At 74.9% G+C, this 15,281-nt stretch carries 11 protein-coding genes; 5 read left to right on the top strand and 6 right to left on the bottom strand.

Features of this window, described 5'->3' with window-relative positions:
* Nucleotides 1-34: 34 nt before the first annotated feature.
* Together ACGH7X_RS12515 and ACGH7X_RS12510 are read right to left on the bottom strand one after the other, a co-directional pair.
* On the bottom strand, nt 35-1,705 hold the full coding sequence (locus ACGH7X_RS12515) for a trypsin-like peptidase domain-containing protein (RefSeq protein ID WP_399884681.1): 1,671 nt from the start codon (nt 1,703-1,705) through the stop codon (nt 35-37).
* A complete protein-coding gene (locus ACGH7X_RS12510; RefSeq protein ID WP_399884679.1) occupies nt 1,702-2,568 on the bottom strand; it encodes a CU044_2847 family protein in 867 nt (288 codons plus the stop codon). The genes ACGH7X_RS12515 and ACGH7X_RS12510 overlap by 4 nt, the downstream gene beginning before the upstream one ends.
* Before the next feature lie 178 nt (nt 2,569-2,746).
* Here ACGH7X_RS12510 and ACGH7X_RS12505 point away from each other — a divergent pair, with 178 nt between their 5' ends.
* Complete coding sequence (locus tag ACGH7X_RS12505) at nt 2,747-6,400, top strand: S8 family serine peptidase (RefSeq protein WP_399884677.1); 3,654 nt, start codon at nt 2,747-2,749, stop codon at nt 6,398-6,400.
* Between the two features lie 273 nt (nt 6,401-6,673).
* Here the strand turns inward: ACGH7X_RS12505 and ACGH7X_RS12500 are convergent, their stop codons facing one another.
* From ACGH7X_RS12500 to ACGH7X_RS12490, 3 genes are all read right to left on the bottom strand, one after another.
* Entirely contained in the window at nt 6,674-8,044 is a 1,371-nt protein-coding gene (locus ACGH7X_RS12500; RefSeq protein WP_399884675.1) for a carboxyl transferase domain-containing protein, read from the bottom strand.
* Nucleotides 8,037-9,494 carry an acyl-CoA synthetase gene (locus ACGH7X_RS12495; protein ID WP_399884673.1) on the bottom strand — a complete coding sequence of 486 codons (1,458 nt, stop codon included), beginning with the start codon at nt 9,492-9,494 and terminating at the stop codon, nt 8,037-8,039. The genes ACGH7X_RS12500 and ACGH7X_RS12495 overlap by 8 nt, the downstream gene beginning before the upstream one ends.
* 89 nt (nt 9,495-9,583) lie before the next feature.
* Nucleotides 9,584-10,993 carry an SLC13 family permease gene (locus tag ACGH7X_RS12490; protein ID WP_399884671.1) on the bottom strand — a complete coding sequence of 470 codons (1,410 nt, stop codon included), beginning with the start codon at nt 10,991-10,993 and terminating at the stop codon, nt 9,584-9,586.
* Between the two features lie 175 nt (nt 10,994-11,168).
* Between ACGH7X_RS12490 and ACGH7X_RS12485 the strand changes: the two genes are divergently transcribed.
* Both ACGH7X_RS12485 and ACGH7X_RS12480 read left to right on the top strand, forming a co-directional pair.
* Nucleotides 11,169-11,876 (top strand): FadR/GntR family transcriptional regulator, encoded by a 708-nt coding sequence (locus ACGH7X_RS12485; protein WP_399884669.1) that lies wholly within the window; start codon nt 11,169-11,171, stop codon nt 11,874-11,876.
* The gene (locus ACGH7X_RS12480; RefSeq protein ID WP_399884667.1) at nt 11,873-12,751 is read left to right on the top strand and encodes a RimK family alpha-L-glutamate ligase; all 879 of its coding nucleotides are present in this window, start codon (nt 11,873-11,875) and stop codon (nt 12,749-12,751) included. The genes ACGH7X_RS12485 and ACGH7X_RS12480 overlap by 4 nt, the downstream gene beginning before the upstream one ends.
* Here the strand turns inward: ACGH7X_RS12480 and ACGH7X_RS12475 are convergent.
* Nucleotides 12,748-13,359, bottom strand: a complete 612-nt coding sequence (locus ACGH7X_RS12475) for a hypothetical protein (RefSeq protein WP_399884665.1) — start codon at nt 13,357-13,359, stop codon at nt 12,748-12,750. The two genes, ACGH7X_RS12480 and ACGH7X_RS12475, sit on opposite strands and share 4 nt — an antisense overlap.
* 155 nt (nt 13,360-13,514) lie before the next feature.
* Here ACGH7X_RS12475 and ACGH7X_RS12470 point away from each other — a divergent pair, with 155 nt between their 5' ends.
* Both ACGH7X_RS12470 and ACGH7X_RS12465 read left to right on the top strand, forming a co-directional pair.
* Nucleotides 13,515-14,288, top strand: coding sequence for an IclR family transcriptional regulator (locus ACGH7X_RS12470; protein ID WP_399884663.1), 774 nt, complete (start codon nt 13,515-13,517; stop codon nt 14,286-14,288).
* On the top strand, nt 14,285-15,148 hold the full coding sequence (locus tag ACGH7X_RS12465) for an SMP-30/gluconolactonase/LRE family protein (RefSeq protein ID WP_399884661.1): 864 nt from the start codon (nt 14,285-14,287) through the stop codon (nt 15,146-15,148). The genes ACGH7X_RS12470 and ACGH7X_RS12465 overlap by 4 nt, the downstream gene beginning before the upstream one ends.
* The last annotated feature ends 133 nt before the right edge of the window (nt 15,149-15,281 follow it).

Raw genomic sequence — 15,281 nt, 5'->3', positions numbered from 1 at the left:
GCGGTTCGACGCGGTGCATCGGCGTGGCGGGCGTTCAGCCGACGGGGGAGTGGAGCAGCGCGGCGGGCTCGGCGAAGCAGCGGGGGTCGTCCCACAGCAGCTGGACGTCCCGCGCCCAGTGCTCCTCCGGGACGTCGGCCGCGTCCGCCGTCTCGCGCAGCTCCCTGACCAGGCGGGGGAGTTCGGCCGGCGGTACGTCCGCCACGGACACGGCCAGCTCGTCGAGGAACGCCGTGCCGGAGCAGGGGCCGCCGGGTCCGCCGGGTCCCGCGTGTCCGTCGCCGGGGCAGCCGCGGCGCGGCCACAGCAGTACGGGGACGGGGACGTTGAGGCCGACCTCGAAGTGCTCCGGCGCCGCCGTGGGCGGGGTGGCGAACCCGGCCAGCTCCGCGTCGTCCCGCAGCCGCTTGCGCAGGCCCGCCGGCCGCTCCCGGGTGCCGCAGTCCACGCGGTGCAGCGTGCCGCCCGGACTGGCCCCGAGCCGGCGCCACTTCTTGCGCAGCTGGTGGCGCAGCCGTCCGCTGCGGTGGCGGTAGCGGTCGGTCACCACGAGCGGGTAGGCGCAGCCGAGCGGCGTCGAGTCGTCCTCACCGCACTCCCAGTGCGCCACCGGCTCGTTCAGCCACTCGCGCGGCAGTACGAAGGTGAGCAGCTCGTCCGCGCCGGGGTCGAGCTGGGTGAACGCCTCGTCGATGCGCTCCTGCACGAAGGCCCGCACCGCGCCGCGGGCCAGCCGGCGCGAGCCCACGGGGCGGCGCTGCCCGTCCCGGTAGGCGGACACCTCGACGGTGACCTGGTCGGCGCCGGCGCCGCTGTGGTCGATCTCCACGACGATGGGCGACCAGGTCGCGGGGCGCGGCGGCGGCGCGTGCAGCCGCTGTTCCAGCCGGTCGGCGAACCGGGCCACGGCCGCCGGCTCCGGCACCTCCCACTGGACGTATGCGGCGGCTTCCCGCAGGGAGGCGAAGCCTCCTTCCGGGGGCGGCGGGTCGAACGCGTCCATGGCGGAGACGTACAGCCGGTTCGGGTCGCAGTCCAGGCCGGTCTCCTCGGCCCGGCGCACCAGCGCGTACAGCCGTCTGCGGGCGTCCGCCCGGTGGCCGGGCGTGGGCACCAGCTCGCCCAGCTCCGGCCAGTAGCGCGCCATCACCTCGACGGGCAGCATCCTGCCGACGCGCACGTCCTTGGCGCCCGCGACGGCGGTGACCATGCCGACGACCGTGCCGTCGGCCAGCGCGAGCGCCGCGCCGCTGAACCCGGCCGCGAGTGGCTGCCCGTGTGCCGCGAGCGCCTCCAACTGGACCCACTCGTCCGAGATGAGCGGGCCCGGCAGGGCGCGGTAGGAGGCGAGCATGCCCTCGTCGTACCCCTTGGGGAAGCCGTAGGCGATCAGCTCGGGGGCGGGAGCGGTCCGCTCCGTGCCGGGCCGGGCGAAGGCGGCCGGGGTGAGCGGCACATCCCGGTCCAGTTCCAGTACGGCCAGGTCACCGAGGTCGGCGGCGCCCTCCCGCCAGCCGCCGTGCACGGCGACCGTGCCGGACAGCTCGCCCAGGTCCCGGCGCCCCGGGAAGCTCACCGTCACCGGCGCGCGGTCGGCCCAGCGGACGACATGGGCGCAGGTGAGCAACCGGCGGGCGGAGACGAGGAATCCGGCGCCGACCTCCTTGCCACACTCCACGCGGGCGTGCCAGGCGTCACCGCTCATGACAGCGCGGCGACGTCCGCGGCCTCGGGACGCGTCGCGGGCGGCCGCGGCTCGGGGTGCGCTGCGGAGGGCTCCGGTTCGGGGTGTGTCGGGGGCGATTGCGGCTCGGGTCGCGCTGCGGGCGGCTGCGGTTCGGGTCGTGTCGCGGGCGGCTGCGGCTCGGGGTGTGTCGGGGGCGATTGCGGTTCGGGTCGTGTCGCGGGCGGCTGCGGCTCGGGTCGCGTCGCGGACGACCGTGGCTCGGGGCGCGCCGTGGACGACCGTGGCTCGGGGTGCGCTGCGGAGGGCTCCGGTTCGGGGTGTGTCGGGGGCGATTGTGGCTCGGGTCGCGCTGCGGGCGGCTGCGGTTCGGGTCGTGTCGCGGGCGGCTGCGGCTCGGGTCGCGTCGCGGACGACCGTGGCTCGGGTCGCGCCGTGGACGATCGCGGCTCGGGTCGCGCTGCGGAGGGCTCCGGTTCGGGTTGCGTCGCGGGCGACCGTGGCTCGGGGCGGGTCGTGGACGGGTCCGGTGACCAGCTCAGCTTGACGGTCAGATGGCCCTCCGCCGAGCCCTTGGCGATGACCGCGCCGGCCTCCGCGCTCAGCTTGACCCCGAACTCCAGCTCCACCGAGTCGGGTCTGAGGGAGCCGTCCCTGAAGACCCGCAGGGCGGAGACGGCCGCCGCCCGTACACCGTCCAGGGAGTCCTCGAAGGTGCGGGCCGCCCGGGCCGGTCCGTCGCCGCGCGAGACCAGCCGCGCGCCGTCCTCGTCCTCGACGCCCTCGACGACCACCCGCACGCCGTCCCCCGTCTTGAACTCGACCAACCCGTCCATGACGCCGCTCGCTCCCCGTGTGCCGTACGTGTCCGTGCGCATCACCATTGTGACGGACGGTACTTGGCCGTGTCCCGCCTTCCGGCGCGGGTCGGTCCTGCCAGTGGCGGAAACCCGCCAGGGCATCTACCCGCCGCGTCCACTCAACTCCCGTGCCCCACAAGCCCCCTGAGACTGCTCACAGCACTCGTCACAGCACTCTACGACGACACGAAGAGAGACGTGGATGAGCACAGGACCAGTCAGACGTGGGGCGACCCTCCTGTCGGCGGGGCTCGTGATCGCGCTGCTGCCGGCCGGAACGGCGGCGGCGCAGGAGCCGCCCCCGGACCCGGCGCGCACCCCGGCCGCCACCCGCACGGGCGGCGAAGCCCGCACCGTCACCCTCGTCACCGGCGACCGGGTGACCGTCACCGACCTCGGCGGCGGCCGGAAGACCGTCGCGGTCGAGCGGCCCGAGGGTGTCACCGGTGCCGTGCACACCCGCAGCTTTGGCGGCCGGACCACCGTCGTACCCGACGAGGCCGTGCCGTACCTGCGCGACGGCAGCCTCGACGAACGGCTCTTCGACGTCGGCGCGTTGCTGGCGCAGGGGCTCGCCGACACGGAGACCGGCGAGCTGCCGCTGATCGTGACGTACGACAAGGGTGCGCGGGCCGCCACCCCGAGGGGCACCGAGCGGACGCGGGCGCTGCCCAGCGTGCGCGGGGCCGCCGTGGAGGCCGACAAGGGGCGTGATTTCTGGCGCGAATTCACCCGCCGCGGCGCCGGTCTCGACGGTGTGTGGCTCGACGGCCGGGTCACCGCCGCGATGGCCGAGTCCAACGCGCAGATCGGCACGCCCGAGGCCTGGCAGGCCGGACTGACCGGCAAGGGCGTCACCGTGGCCGTGCTGGACAGCGGCGTGGACGCCGGCCACCCCGACCTGGCCGGACGGGTCGCCGAGAGCCGGAGCTTCATCGCGGGCCAGGAGGTCGCCGACCGCAACGGGCACGGCACGCACGTCGCCTCCACCGTCGGCGGCAGCGGTGCCGCCTCCGACGGCAAGGAGAAGGGCGTCGCACCCGGTGCCACGCTCACGGTCGGCAAGGTCCTCGACGACGAGGGCTTCGGCAGCGAGTCCGAGATCATCGCCGGCATGGAGTGGGCCGCCCGGGACGTGGACGCCGACGTCGTCTCCATGAGCCTCGGCTCGACCGAACCCAGCGACGGCACCGACCCGATGGCCGAGGCCGTCAACACCCTGTCCCGCGAGACCGGCGCCCTGTTCGTGATCGCGGCCGGGAACACCGGCGCCCCGTCCTCCATAGGCTCGCCCGGCGCGGCCGACGCCGCCCTGACCGTGGGGGCCGTCGACGCCGCCGACCAGGCCGCCTACTTCACCAGCGCCGGGCCCCGCTCCGGCGACAACGCGCTCAAGCCCGACCTGTCCGCCCCCGGCGTCGACATCCTCGCCGCCCGCTCGCGGCTCACCGAGGGCAGCGGCGACTACACGTCCATGAGCGGTACGTCGATGGCGACGCCGCACATCGCCGGGGTGGCCGCCCTGCTCGCCGAGGAGCACCCCGACTGGAGCGGCGCGCGGCTCAAGGACGCGCTGATGTCCACGTCGAAGGAACTGGACGCCTCGGTCTACCGGCTGGGCGCGGGCCGGGTCAGCGTGCCGGACGCCGTCGGCGCCGACGTCACCGCCACCGGCAGCGCCGACCTGGGCTTCTACTCCTGGCCGTACGAGTCCAACGAGCCCGTCACCAGGACGCTCACGTACACCAACGACTCCGACGCCGCCGTCGAGTTGAAGCTGTCCGTGCAGGGCGCCCCCGAGGGCGTCGCCACCCTCGCCGACGCCGCCCTCACCGTGCCCGCGCACGGCACCGCCTCCACCACCGTCACCGGGGACGGGTCCAAGGCACCCGTCGGCAACACCGGCGGGGAAGTCGTGGCGGCCGACGCGAGCGGAACGCCCGTCGCGCACACCGCGTTCGGGCTGGTCAAGGAGGACGAGCGGTACACGCTCACCGTGCGCGTCAAGGACCGGTCCGGCGGAGCCACCCCGGCCGACCTGGTCGTCCAGCAGCTCACCGAGGGCGTCGACCCCGTCCCCGCGCACGTCGGCGACTCCGGCACCCTGGAGCTGCGCCTCGCGCGCGGGACGTACAGCCTGACGTCCTTCCTCGACGTGCGCGGCAGCCACGGCGCCGACTCGCTCGGTCTCGGCTTCCTGGCCGCCCCGGAGGTCGTCGTCGACCGGGACCGCGAGATCACCCTGGACGGCCGCGACCTGCGCGAGGTCGGCGCCGACGTGCCGAAGCGCACCGAGACACGGCAGCTCCTCATGGAGTACGACCGCAGCGCGGGCGGCTCCGACCTGTTCGGCGCGGTCCAGGTACCGATGACGTACGACAGCGTGTTCGCCGCGCCCACGAAGAAGGTCACCGAGGGCGACTTCGAGTACCGGACCGTGTGGCGGCTCGGCAAGCCGCTCCTTGAGGTCAAGGGGATCGGCGAGGCCGTCGTCCAGTCCGGCGGCACGCTGACCGAGGGCCGCAGCAGGCTGCCGCTGGTCGACGCCGGGGACGTCGGGGACGGCGCCTTCCCGGACGGCGTACGCGGCAAGGCGGTCCTCGCGCGGCTGACCGGGGACACCGAACCGGCCGCGCTCGCCCGGGCCGCGCAGGACGCGGGCGTCAAGGCGCTGTTCGTGACCGACGACGCGCCCGGACGGCTGATGTCCTGGTGGGGCACGGACGACAACGCCGACCGGCCGCTCCAGATCGCCACGGTCGACGCGGCCGACGCCCGGCGGCTGCGGAACGCCGGACGGGTCGACATGACCGGCACCCGCAACACGCCCTACGTGTACGACCTGTCCGAGGGCCACCGGGGCGCCGTCCCCGACCGGGACCTCACCTACGAGCCGGGGCACCGCGACCTCGCCGTGCTGCGGACCGGGTACCACGCCGCCGAGCCGGCGAGCGGGGGCGAGTTCCGGTACTCGATCACCGACACCTTCCCGATCGGCCTCGGTTTCCGGGAGCGGATCGACTACCCCGCCGAACGCACCGAGTACGTGTCCACCGGGCCCGGCCAGCTGTGGCACGAGACCGTGACGAGCGCCGGTGAGGCGCTGGAGGAGCGCGGCGGACTGTCCGAGTACCGGGGAGGCTGGCGTGCGGAGCTGAACTGGTTCAAGCCCGTGTGGCATCCCTACCTCGGCACCGGCCTCGGCTGGGGCCAGCAGCGCTCCGGGAACCAGCTCCAGTTCAACGCGCCCGGCTGGGGCGACTCGGGACCCGACCACACCGGCTTCGGCGACGTGTGGAGCGAGGGCAGCGGGATGACGCAGACCACGTCGGTGTACCTGGACGGCGAACTGGCCGACCAGGGGCCGAGTTCCGCCGCGTACGTCTCGGACGCGCCCGCCGACGAGCACACGTACGGGCTCGTCACCGACACCGCGCTCGACGCGGCGCGCTGGCCACTGGCGACGAAGGGCCACGCGGAGTGGACCTTCCGGTCGGCGGCCACGCCGGACGACCGGTGGACCTTCCTGCCGCTGATCAACCTCTCCTTCGACGTCGACACCGACCTCGCGGGGAAGGTGCGCGGCGGGAAGAAGCTGCGGGTCGGTCTCGACGCCGCGTACGTCGCGGGCACCCCGGACACGGGGAAGCTCGGCGGCGGAAAGCTGGAGGCGTCCTACGACGGCGGGCAGACCTGGCACCAGGTCCGGCTGCGCGGCGGTGACGGGGAGGCGTCCTGGCACGGGACGCTGAGCGTGCCGCGCGACGCGGAGCACGTCTCGCTGCGGGCCTCGGCGCGCGACGACCGGGGCGGCTCGGTCACGCAGGAGATCGTGCGGGCGGTGGCCGTGCGGTAGGCCCCCGGCCGTGCGGTGACACGCGGACGGCGCCGCCTCCCTGGGACGGGGAGGCGGCGCCGCCGGGTTTCTCGGACCGTCAGACCAGCCAGCCGACGAAGTGGACGAGACCGGCGAGGATGTCGGTGAGAAGGTTCATGATCGTGCAGCTCCTTGCGCTGTGCATGTGTGGGACCACAGGTGCGGGCCCTACTGGGGACTTGTGGGACTCGTGCGTCGACTACGGTCTGCAGCCCGTTGCTCGCACACCGTGAGTATCGTTGGTCCCTGCAGTCACATGCGCTCTTCAGAGCGACGATCACCTGTTCCAGGGAACAACTGATCGCTTGTTCGGATCACGCCAAGCTCGGCCAAGTCCTGCGGTCGCAGGCGCAGTTGACCGGCCGTCGCCTCGACCTCCGTCGGCGGGCGCTTCAGGATCGCCGCCGCCTGCTCCGGCGCGATGACCGAGAAGTAGCTGTCCGGGGTGGCCCAGGTGCTGCCGGGCGCGGCCAGCGCCAGCGCGCCGCCCGAGCCGCCCTCACCGATCACCAGCGTGGTGACCGGCGTACCCGCCGACGCCACCGCGCCGAACAGGTCGGCGATCGCCGGGCCCACCCCCTGCCGTTCCGCCGCCGCGTCGTTGGCCGCGCCCGGCGTGTCCACCAGGGTCAGCACCGGGATGCCGAGCCGGTCCGCGAGGTGGATGAGCCGGGTGGCGGTGCGGTACCCGGCGGGCCGCGTCGCGGTCCCGGTCTGGGCGGCGTACGCGACCGCCCGCCCCGCGTGCTCGCCGAAGCCGCAGAGCATCCCGTCGGGATCGGTGCCGCCGCAGCGGTCGCCGGACAGGGCGACGCGGTGGGTGAAGTAGGCGTCCAGGTACGCCCCGGCGCGCGGGCGTTCGGGCGCGCGGGCCCGCCGCACCGCGTCCCACCCGGTGTCCGGCAGGCCCCTCGCGCCCAGCGGCCCCGGCACCGGCGCCGGATCGCCGGACGGCGCCGTCAGCAGCCGCAGCCACCGCCCCAGCGTCCCGCGCAGCTCCCCGGGCGGTACGACGGCGTCCGCGCTGCCCGCCGCCACCTGCGCCTCGGCCGTGTACGCCGCCGGATCGGCGTCCGCCGGCCGCACCCGGGAGCCGGCGAAACCGACCTGGGCGCCGGGCACGGCCAGCACCACGTCGGCGCCCGCGCCCAGCGTCGCCCAGCCGCCCCCGGTCGCCGGATCCCGCACCACCGCGACCTGCGCCAGCCCGGCCGCCCGGGTGAGCGCCGACTGCCGGGCCACGCGCTGGAGCTGGGTCAGCGCGAGCATCCCCTCCTGCATCCGGCTGCCACCGGTGGCCACCAACGGCACCACGGGCAGCCGGTGTTCGCGCGCGTACGCGTACGCCGCCTCCAGCCGGTCACCGGTGGCGCGGCCCAGCGAGCCGCCGAGGAAGCCGAACTCGAAGGAGATCAGCACGGCCGGCGTGCCCTCGACGTGCCCGGTGCCGCAGACGACGGACTCCTCCTCGCCGGTGCGCTCGGCGGCGCGGGCCCGCATGGCGTCGTAGCCGGGCCAGCCGAGGGGGCCGTCGGGCCGCCACGCGCCGCCCGGGTGGGGGAGTTCGGCGAAGTCGTCGGTGACGAGGGCGAGGAACTCCCGTGCGGAGCGGCGCTCAGCCACGGTCCAGCGCCCGCTTCATGATCTTCCCCATGTCGTTGCGGGGCAGCGCCTCGAGGTGCCGGACGACGCGGGGCCGCTTGTGCGGGGCGAGCCGGGCCGCGACGTGGTCGGCCAGCGCGTCCAGGGCGGGCGGCGAGGCGGGATCGGCCGGCACGATCCACGCCACGATCCGCTCCCCGAGGTCCGGGTCGGGCTCCCCGGTGACCGCCGCCTCGCGCACCCCCGGGTGTTCGAGCAGCGCGTTCTCGATCTCGCCGGCGCCGATCTTGTAGCCGCCGCTCTTGATCAGGTCGGTCGCCTTGCGGCCGACGATGCGGACATAGCCGTCGGGGTCGCGCACCGCCATGTCGCCGGTGCGGAAGAAGCCGTCCCCGGTGAAGGCGGCGGCGGTGGCGTCCGGGCGGTTGAGGTACTCGGTGAACAGGTTCGGGCCGCGCACCTGGATCTCGCCGACGCTCTCCCCGTCCAGCGCCGCGATCGGCGTGCCGTCCTCCTCCACGAGCCGCAGCTCCACGCCGGGCAGCGGCACGCCCACCGTCCCGGCGCGCGGCTCGCCGTCGGCGCGCACGCTGGTGTTCATCAGCGTTTCCGTCATGCCGTACCGCTCGATCACGCGCCGGCCGGTGGCGGCGGCGATCCGCTCGTGGTCGTGCACGGGCAGCGCGGCCGACCCGGACACCAGCAGCCGGGCCCCGGCGAGCGCCTTCGCCAGCTCAGGGTCCTGCGGCAGCGACTCGGCGATCCGGTGGTACATCGTCGGCACCCCGAACAGCATGGTGGCGCCGTCGTTCAGCTCCCGCGCCGCGCCCCCGGTCGAGAACCTGCCCAGGTGCCGCACGGATCCGCCGCGCCGCAGCGGCCCGAGGATGCCGAGGACCAGCCCGTGCACGTGGAACAGCGGCAGCCCCTGCACCAGTACGTCCTCGCCGGTCCACCGCCACGCGTCGGCGAGCGCGTCCAGGGTCGTGGCGAGCGCCCGCCGGGGGATGACGGCACCCTTGGGCGGTCCGGTGGTGCCGGACGTGTAGACGACCAGGGCGGGGTCGCCGTCCTCGGCGCGGTCCTCGGGGACGGGCCCGCGGGCGTGGACGTCGACGTCGACGCGCTCCAGGGCGCCCAGGGCCGGCGGGAGTTCGCCGCCCGGGGGCGCCAGGACGAGCGACGGCGCGCTGTCGGAGAGGATGTGCGCGAGTTCCCTGTCGCCGGACTTCGGGTTGAGCGGTACGGCGGGGACCCCGGCCAGCAGCGCCGCCACCACGGCGACGGCCGTCTCCATCGCCGGGGTCGCCCAGACGGCGACCCGGTCGGCGGCGCCGATCCTCCCGGCCGTGGCGCCCGCCGCGGCGGCGAGTTCCGCGTACGTCAGGGAGCGCTCGCCGAACCGCAGGGCGGGCCGGCCGGCGGGGGCGCCGGACGGGGCCGGGGAGAGGGCCGGGAAGAGAGAGGACACGCGTCGTACTCCTTAGCTGGTGCTCAGGGCTGGTGCTCAGGGCTGTTGCTGGAGGGCCGTCACTCAAGACTGCCGGTTTCGAGGTGGGCCTACCCGAAGCCGGGCACGACCAGCACGAGCCACACCAGCGCGGGCACGGCCGCCACCACGATCCCTCCGTACATCATCAGCTGCCGGAAGAAGCGGTCGCGGTCCACGTCCGGCGCCGCCGCCAGGACCAGCGCGCCGTTCGTCGAGAACGGGCTGACGTCCACGACCGTCGCCGAGACCGCGAGCGCCGCCACCATGCCGATGGCCCCGATCTCGCCCTGCGCGAGGAACGGCACCGCGAGCGGGATCAGTGCGCCCATGATCCCCACGGAGGAGGCGAAGGCGGACACGATCGCGCCGATGTAGCAGAGCAGCACCGCGGCCAGCAGCGGGACGCCGATGCCGCCGACGCCCTCACCGGCCCAGGTGATGGTGCCCATCTCCTCCAGTACGCCGACGTAGGTGAGGACACCGCAGATCAGCAGCACCGTGGACCAGGCGATCTCGCCGACGGCGCGGCGGCTGTCCTCCGGCCAGGCGGTGCTCAGCAGCACGGCGAGGGAGACCGCGGTCAGACCCGCGTCCAGGTCGAAGCCGAGGACGGCCACGACGAGGGCGGCCAGGGCGACGAGGGTGGCGATCCGGGCGGGCGTGAGGCGGGTGGCGCCGGCGCCGTCGGTGTCCTGTTCGGGGCGGACGGCCACGGCGGTGGGGGCGGTGCCGCCACCGGCCTCGGGGCCCGAGGCGCGGCCCGTGCCCGAGCCGCCGGTGCCTGCGCCCGTGCCTGCGCCGGCACCGTCGCCGGTGGGCTGCTCCGCGTCCTTGCCCAGGCCGCCGCCGTCCTCCGGCGCCACCGCCCCGCGCGCCCACAGCTTCCGCCCGCCGAGCACCACGAACAGCACGCTCGCGATGAGGAGGTTGGCGATCAGCGAGGCGAGGAACAGGCCGACCTCGCTGCCCGGCAGGTGCTCGCGCTCGACGATGCCGTTGACGATCGAGCCGTAGATGCTGATCGGCGAGAACCCGCCGGCCTGCGCGCCGTGCACCACCATCGTGCCCATGAGCAGCGGGCTGATCGAGTACCGGGTGGCGAAGCTCAGCGCGATCGGCGCGACGATCGCGACCGCGGCCGGGCTGACCGCGCCGATCGCCGTGAGCGCGCCGGTGAGCGCGAACATCACCCACGGGATCAGCGCGACCCGGCCTCTCACCAGCCGTACGGCCGCGTGCACCAGCCAGTCGGTGGTGCCGTTGGCCCGCGCGATCGCGAACAGATAGGTGACGCCGACGAGGACGACGAACAGGTCGCCGGGGAAGCCGGCGAAGATGCCGTCCGCGTCGAGGTCAGCGACGAGCGTGCCCACCCCGAACGCGGCGGCGAAGGCGAGCGCGCCCATGTTGACGGAGCGGGTGGTGGCGATGACGAACACCACGACGAGGACGAGGATCGAGATGAGTTCGGGGGACATGCGGGGGCTCCCGAGTGCTGACCTGATTGGCTGAGTGGCTGAGCCACTTGGATGGTGCGGTTGGCTGGTCAGCGTGGGCCCGCCCCGGGCCCGCGTCAAGGGGTCGCGCAACGATTGGCTCAGCCACTCGGCCACCGAAGTCCCGGTGCTACGCTCCCGTCGAGAGGGGGATCTCGTGACCGACGCCCTGCGTCCGATGACCAGACAGCGGCTGTACGAACAGGTGCTGGAGCGGCTGCGCCAGTACGTCACCGACGGCGGCCTGCGGGCCGGCGACCGGCTTCCGCCCGAACGGGACCTCGCCCAGCGCCTCGGCGTCAGCCGCGCCTCGGTGAAGCAGGCCATCGTGGTCCTGGAGGTCCAGGGCCTGGTGGAGGCACGGCACGGCGGCGGGACCTATCTGGTCCGGGACAGCCTCGACGTCGAACCCGTCGAGAAGATGGTCGAGCGCCGACGCCGCCTCCCCGACGTCCTGGAGGCCCGCGAGGCGCTGGAGACCAAGCTCGCCGAACTGGCCGCCGAGCGCCGCACGGAGGACGACCTGGCCGCGATGCGGTCCGCGCTCGACGTGATGGCCGAGGAGATCGAACGGGGCGCGCACGGCGTCGAGGGCGACCGGCTGTTCCACGCGGCGGTCACGGCGGCGGCGCACAGCAGCCTGCTCGCCGAGTTCATGCGCTCCATCGCCCACCAGATCGCCGAGAGCCGCACCGAGTCCCTGCGCCAGCCCGGCCGCCCCGGCCGCTCCCTCGACCAGCACCGCGCGATCCTGGACGCCGTCGCCGCCCGCCAACCCCGGCAGGCCGCCACCGCGATGCGCCGCCACGTCCGCACCGTCGCCAAGGTCCGCCTGCTGGACTGGGACCCGGAGGACGAGCGATGACCGGCCCCCGCACCGCCCTGGTGACCTGCCGTCCCGGCCCTCAGATCAGTGCCGACCGCGATCTGCCCGTCCTGGTGCGGGCGCTGGAGGAGGCGGGGGCCCGCGCGTCCGCCGAGGTGTGGGACGACGACGGCGTCGACTGGGGCTCCTTCGACCTCGTCCTGATCCGCTCGACCTGGGACTACAGCTGGCGCGCGGACGAGTTCACCGCGTGGGCCGAGCGGTGCGGCGGGGTCACACGGCTGGCCAACCCGCCCGCCGTCGTGCGCTGGAACACCGACAAGCGCTACCTCGGTGACCTCGCGGCGGCCGGCGTGCCCACCGTCCCCACCCGGTACGTCGCCCCCGGTGAGCCGGCCGGCCTGCCCGACGGGCACGAGTACGTCGTCAAGCCCACCTCCGGGGCCGGCGCCCGCTTCGCCGCCCGCTACGGCCCCGACGAACACGCCACCGCCGTACGGCAGCTGGAGCGGATGCACGCCGAGGGCTTCACGGCGATGGTGCAGCCGTACGTGCGCGGCATCGACACCGCCGGCGAGCGGGCGCTTCAGTTCTTCGGCGGGCGCCTGCTGCACGCGTCCCGCAAGGGCGCCGTCCTCACCCCCGGGACGCCGTACGACGCACGCAAGGTCGCCCATCCGGGGCTGGAGCGCTGGACCCCGACCCCGGCCGAACTCGCCGTCGCCGAGCGCGCCCTGGCCGTCGTACCGGACGCGTCCGCGCTGCTGTACGCCCGCGTCGACCTGGTGGACGGGGAGGACGGGCGGCCGCAGGTGATGGAGCTGGAGCTGGTCGAGCCGAACCTGTTCCTGTGGCTGCACCCCGAGTCCGTGCCCAGGGTGGTCGAGGCGGTCCTCGCGGCGGCCGTCCGCTAGGACCCGACCGCCGTTCGCTGCAGCAGCCCCCACGTGAACTCCGCGACCACCTCGCGCGGGGTGCCGTCCCCGTCCGGGGCGGTGAAGGCCAGCCCCCACCGGGTCGGTGCCGAGCCCTGGAGCGGCCGGGCGGGGGCGAAGGCGCGGGCCGCCTCGTCGACCGTGCAGGACCAGGGCGTCAGGTCGTCCAGGGTGCGCAGGTCCGGTCGCCGCGCGCCGGGGGCGCGGACCAGCCACTCGTTCCAGACGACGCCCCGGTCGGCGACGAGGACCTCGAAGCGCAGGCCGGGCCACAGGGGCAGCGCCCACTGCCGGGCCTCGCACTCCAGGTCGCCGATCCGGCGGGGCGCGGTGGACTCGGGCTCGCCGAGGACGGAGCGGTACCGGGAGGCGGCCGAGCGGGAGCGCGGGGAGCGGAGCATCGCCTGCCAGCGCCTGTTGGCCTCCCGCATCTCGGCGAGCGAGGCGCCCAGCTCGCGGCGGGCGTCCTCCACCGGGCCCGGATTGTGGTCGGCCATGCGGCGCAGCAGCACCAGCTGGAAGTCGCGCGGGGTGAACGGACCGGCGGGCTGCTTTCCGGTGGGCGTGGGCATGGGCGGCGGGGGCATGGGCACCATCGTGGACCATGGACGGGGCGCACGCCCATTGCCCCGGGAAACACGGTGTGAGTAGCCTGTGTTCGCCATTCCGATCGTCTGTTGAAATCTCGAACATCGGGGTTCTTCACCGCAGGCGCCTGAGACACCTAGGGAGGGGGCCGGACATGGGACGACTCGTACCAGCCGTGACCCGGGCTCTCGACATACTGGAGCTCTTCCTCGACGGGGACGGCACGCTCTCCGCCCCCGACATCGTGCGCCGGCTCCAGCTGCCGCGCACCACCGTGCACGAGCTGGTCACCACGCTCGCCGCCCGCAAGTACATCGTCCCGGTCGCCGGGCAGCCCGGACGGTACCGGCTCGGCGTGCGCCCGTACCAGCTCGGCGCCCGCTACGCCGAGCACCTCGACCTCGCCGCCGAGGGCCAGCAGGTCGCCCGGACCGTCGCCGAGACCTGCGACGAGACGGTGCACGTGGCGATCCTGGAGGACACCGACGTCATCTACATCGCCAAGGTCGACTCCACGCACGCGGTGCGCATGGTGTCCGCGGCCGGCCGCAGGCTGCCCGCCCACTGCACGTCCGTCGGCAAGATGCTGCTGGCCTCCCTCCCCGAGCCGGAGGTCGCCGCGCGCTTCCCCGACGGTGCCGAGCTGGCCGCGATGACCCCGAACAGCATCACCGACCCGGCCGCCCTGCGCGAGGCCCTCGCCGCGATCCGTGAGCGCGGCACCGCGGTGGAGAGCCGCGAGTCCAACCCGGACGTCTCCTGCGTGGCCGCCCCGGTCCGCGACCGCACCGGCCGTGTCGTCGCCGCGCTGTCGATCTCCGTGCCCATGATCCGCTGGAGCGAGGAGCGCCGCGCCGAGCTGGAGCAGCTCGCCGTCAAGGGTGCCGCCGACCTCTCCGAGCGGCTCGGCCACCGGAGCGCGGCATGACGGGGACCGGCACGGCCTTCGAGGTGGCCGTCCACGAGGAGGCCGCCCTCGGCGAGGGCCCCACCTGGGACCCGGCGACCGACCGCCTCCTGTGGATCGACATCCTGAACTCCCGCGTCCACACCTATGACCCGTCCACCGGCCGGCGCACACTCCGCCGCACCGACCAGCACGTGGGCGCCGTCAAACCCCGCGCGGGCGGCGGCCTCGTCCTCAACCTGCGCGACGGGATCGGCCTGCTCGACCCCGACGACACCTTCCGCTGGCTGCACCGCGAGCCCGTCCCCGGCCGCCGCGGCAACGACGCAGCCGTCGCCCCCGACGGCAGCCTGTGGACCGGCACCATGCGCTACGACGAGGCGGCGGGCGGCGGCACGCTGTCCCGCGTCACCGGCGACGGCACGGCCGAGGTCCTCCTCGACGACGTGACGGTGAGCAACGGCACCGGCTGGAGCCCCGACGGCCGGCTGATGTACTACATCGACACACCGACCCGCCGTGTCGACGTCTTCGACACCGACCCCGCCAGTGGCCGGATCACCGGCCGCCGCCCCCTGGCCGTGATCGAGGACGGCGCCGGGTTCCCCGACGGCCTGTGCGTCGACGCCGACGGCTGTGTGTGGGTCGCCCTGTGGGACGGCGCCGCGGTCCGCCGCTACACCCCGTCCGGCGACCTGGACCGGGTGATCCCCCTCCCCGTCCCCCGGGTCACCGCCTGCGCCTTCGGCGGCCCCGGCCTCACCGACCTGTACATCACCACCGCCCGAGTGGGCCTAGCGGCCCCGCACCCCCTGGCAGGCTCGCTGCTGGTGGTGCCGGGCGCGGGGCGGGGGGTGGCGCAGGCGGCGTTCGCGGGGTGAGCTCACCGTCCCGTGCGGTCCAGCCCGGCGAGTACCTCGCGCTCACGCGCGGTCAGCGGGGCGCCGGTCAGCGGGGGGAGCGGGCTGCCGGCGAGGGCTGCCAGGACCGTGCCGGGGGTGGCGCAGGCGGCGT

Origin of the sequence: Streptomyces sp. BBFR51, assembly GCF_044591655.1 — a bacterium.
GTDB lineage: Bacteria > Actinomycetota > Actinomycetes > Streptomycetales > Streptomycetaceae > Streptomyces.
Note: the sequence above shows the minus strand (reverse complement) of the source record. Positions and strands in the feature narration are given on the sequence as shown.

What these genes read in the sequence shown, in the direction of transcription:
- ACGH7X_RS12515 (WP_399884681.1), bottom strand. Translation starts at nt 1,705, where the DNA reads ATGAGCGGTGACGCCTGGCACGCCCGCGTGGAGTGTGGCAAGGAGGTC.
- ACGH7X_RS12510 (WP_399884679.1), bottom strand. Translation starts at nt 2,568, where the DNA reads ATGGTGATGCGCACGGACACGTACGGCACACGGGGAGCGAGCGGCGTC.
- ACGH7X_RS12505 (WP_399884677.1), top strand. Translation starts at nt 2,747, where the DNA reads ATGAGCACAGGACCAGTCAGACGTGGGGCGACCCTCCTGTCGGCGGGG.
- ACGH7X_RS12490 (WP_399884671.1), bottom strand. Translation starts at nt 10,993, where the DNA reads ATGTCCCCCGAACTCATCTCGATCCTCGTCCTCGTCGTGGTGTTCGTC.
- ACGH7X_RS12480 (WP_399884667.1), top strand. Translation starts at nt 11,873, where the DNA reads ATGACCGGCCCCCGCACCGCCCTGGTGACCTGCCGTCCCGGCCCTCAG.
- ACGH7X_RS12475 (WP_399884665.1), bottom strand. Translation starts at nt 13,359, where the DNA reads ATGCCCCCGCCGCCCATGCCCACGCCCACCGGAAAGCAGCCCGCCGGT.
- ACGH7X_RS12470 (WP_399884663.1), top strand. Translation starts at nt 13,515, where the DNA reads ATGGGACGACTCGTACCAGCCGTGACCCGGGCTCTCGACATACTGGAG.
- ACGH7X_RS12465 (WP_399884661.1), top strand. Translation starts at nt 14,285, where the DNA reads ATGACGGGGACCGGCACGGCCTTCGAGGTGGCCGTCCACGAGGAGGCC.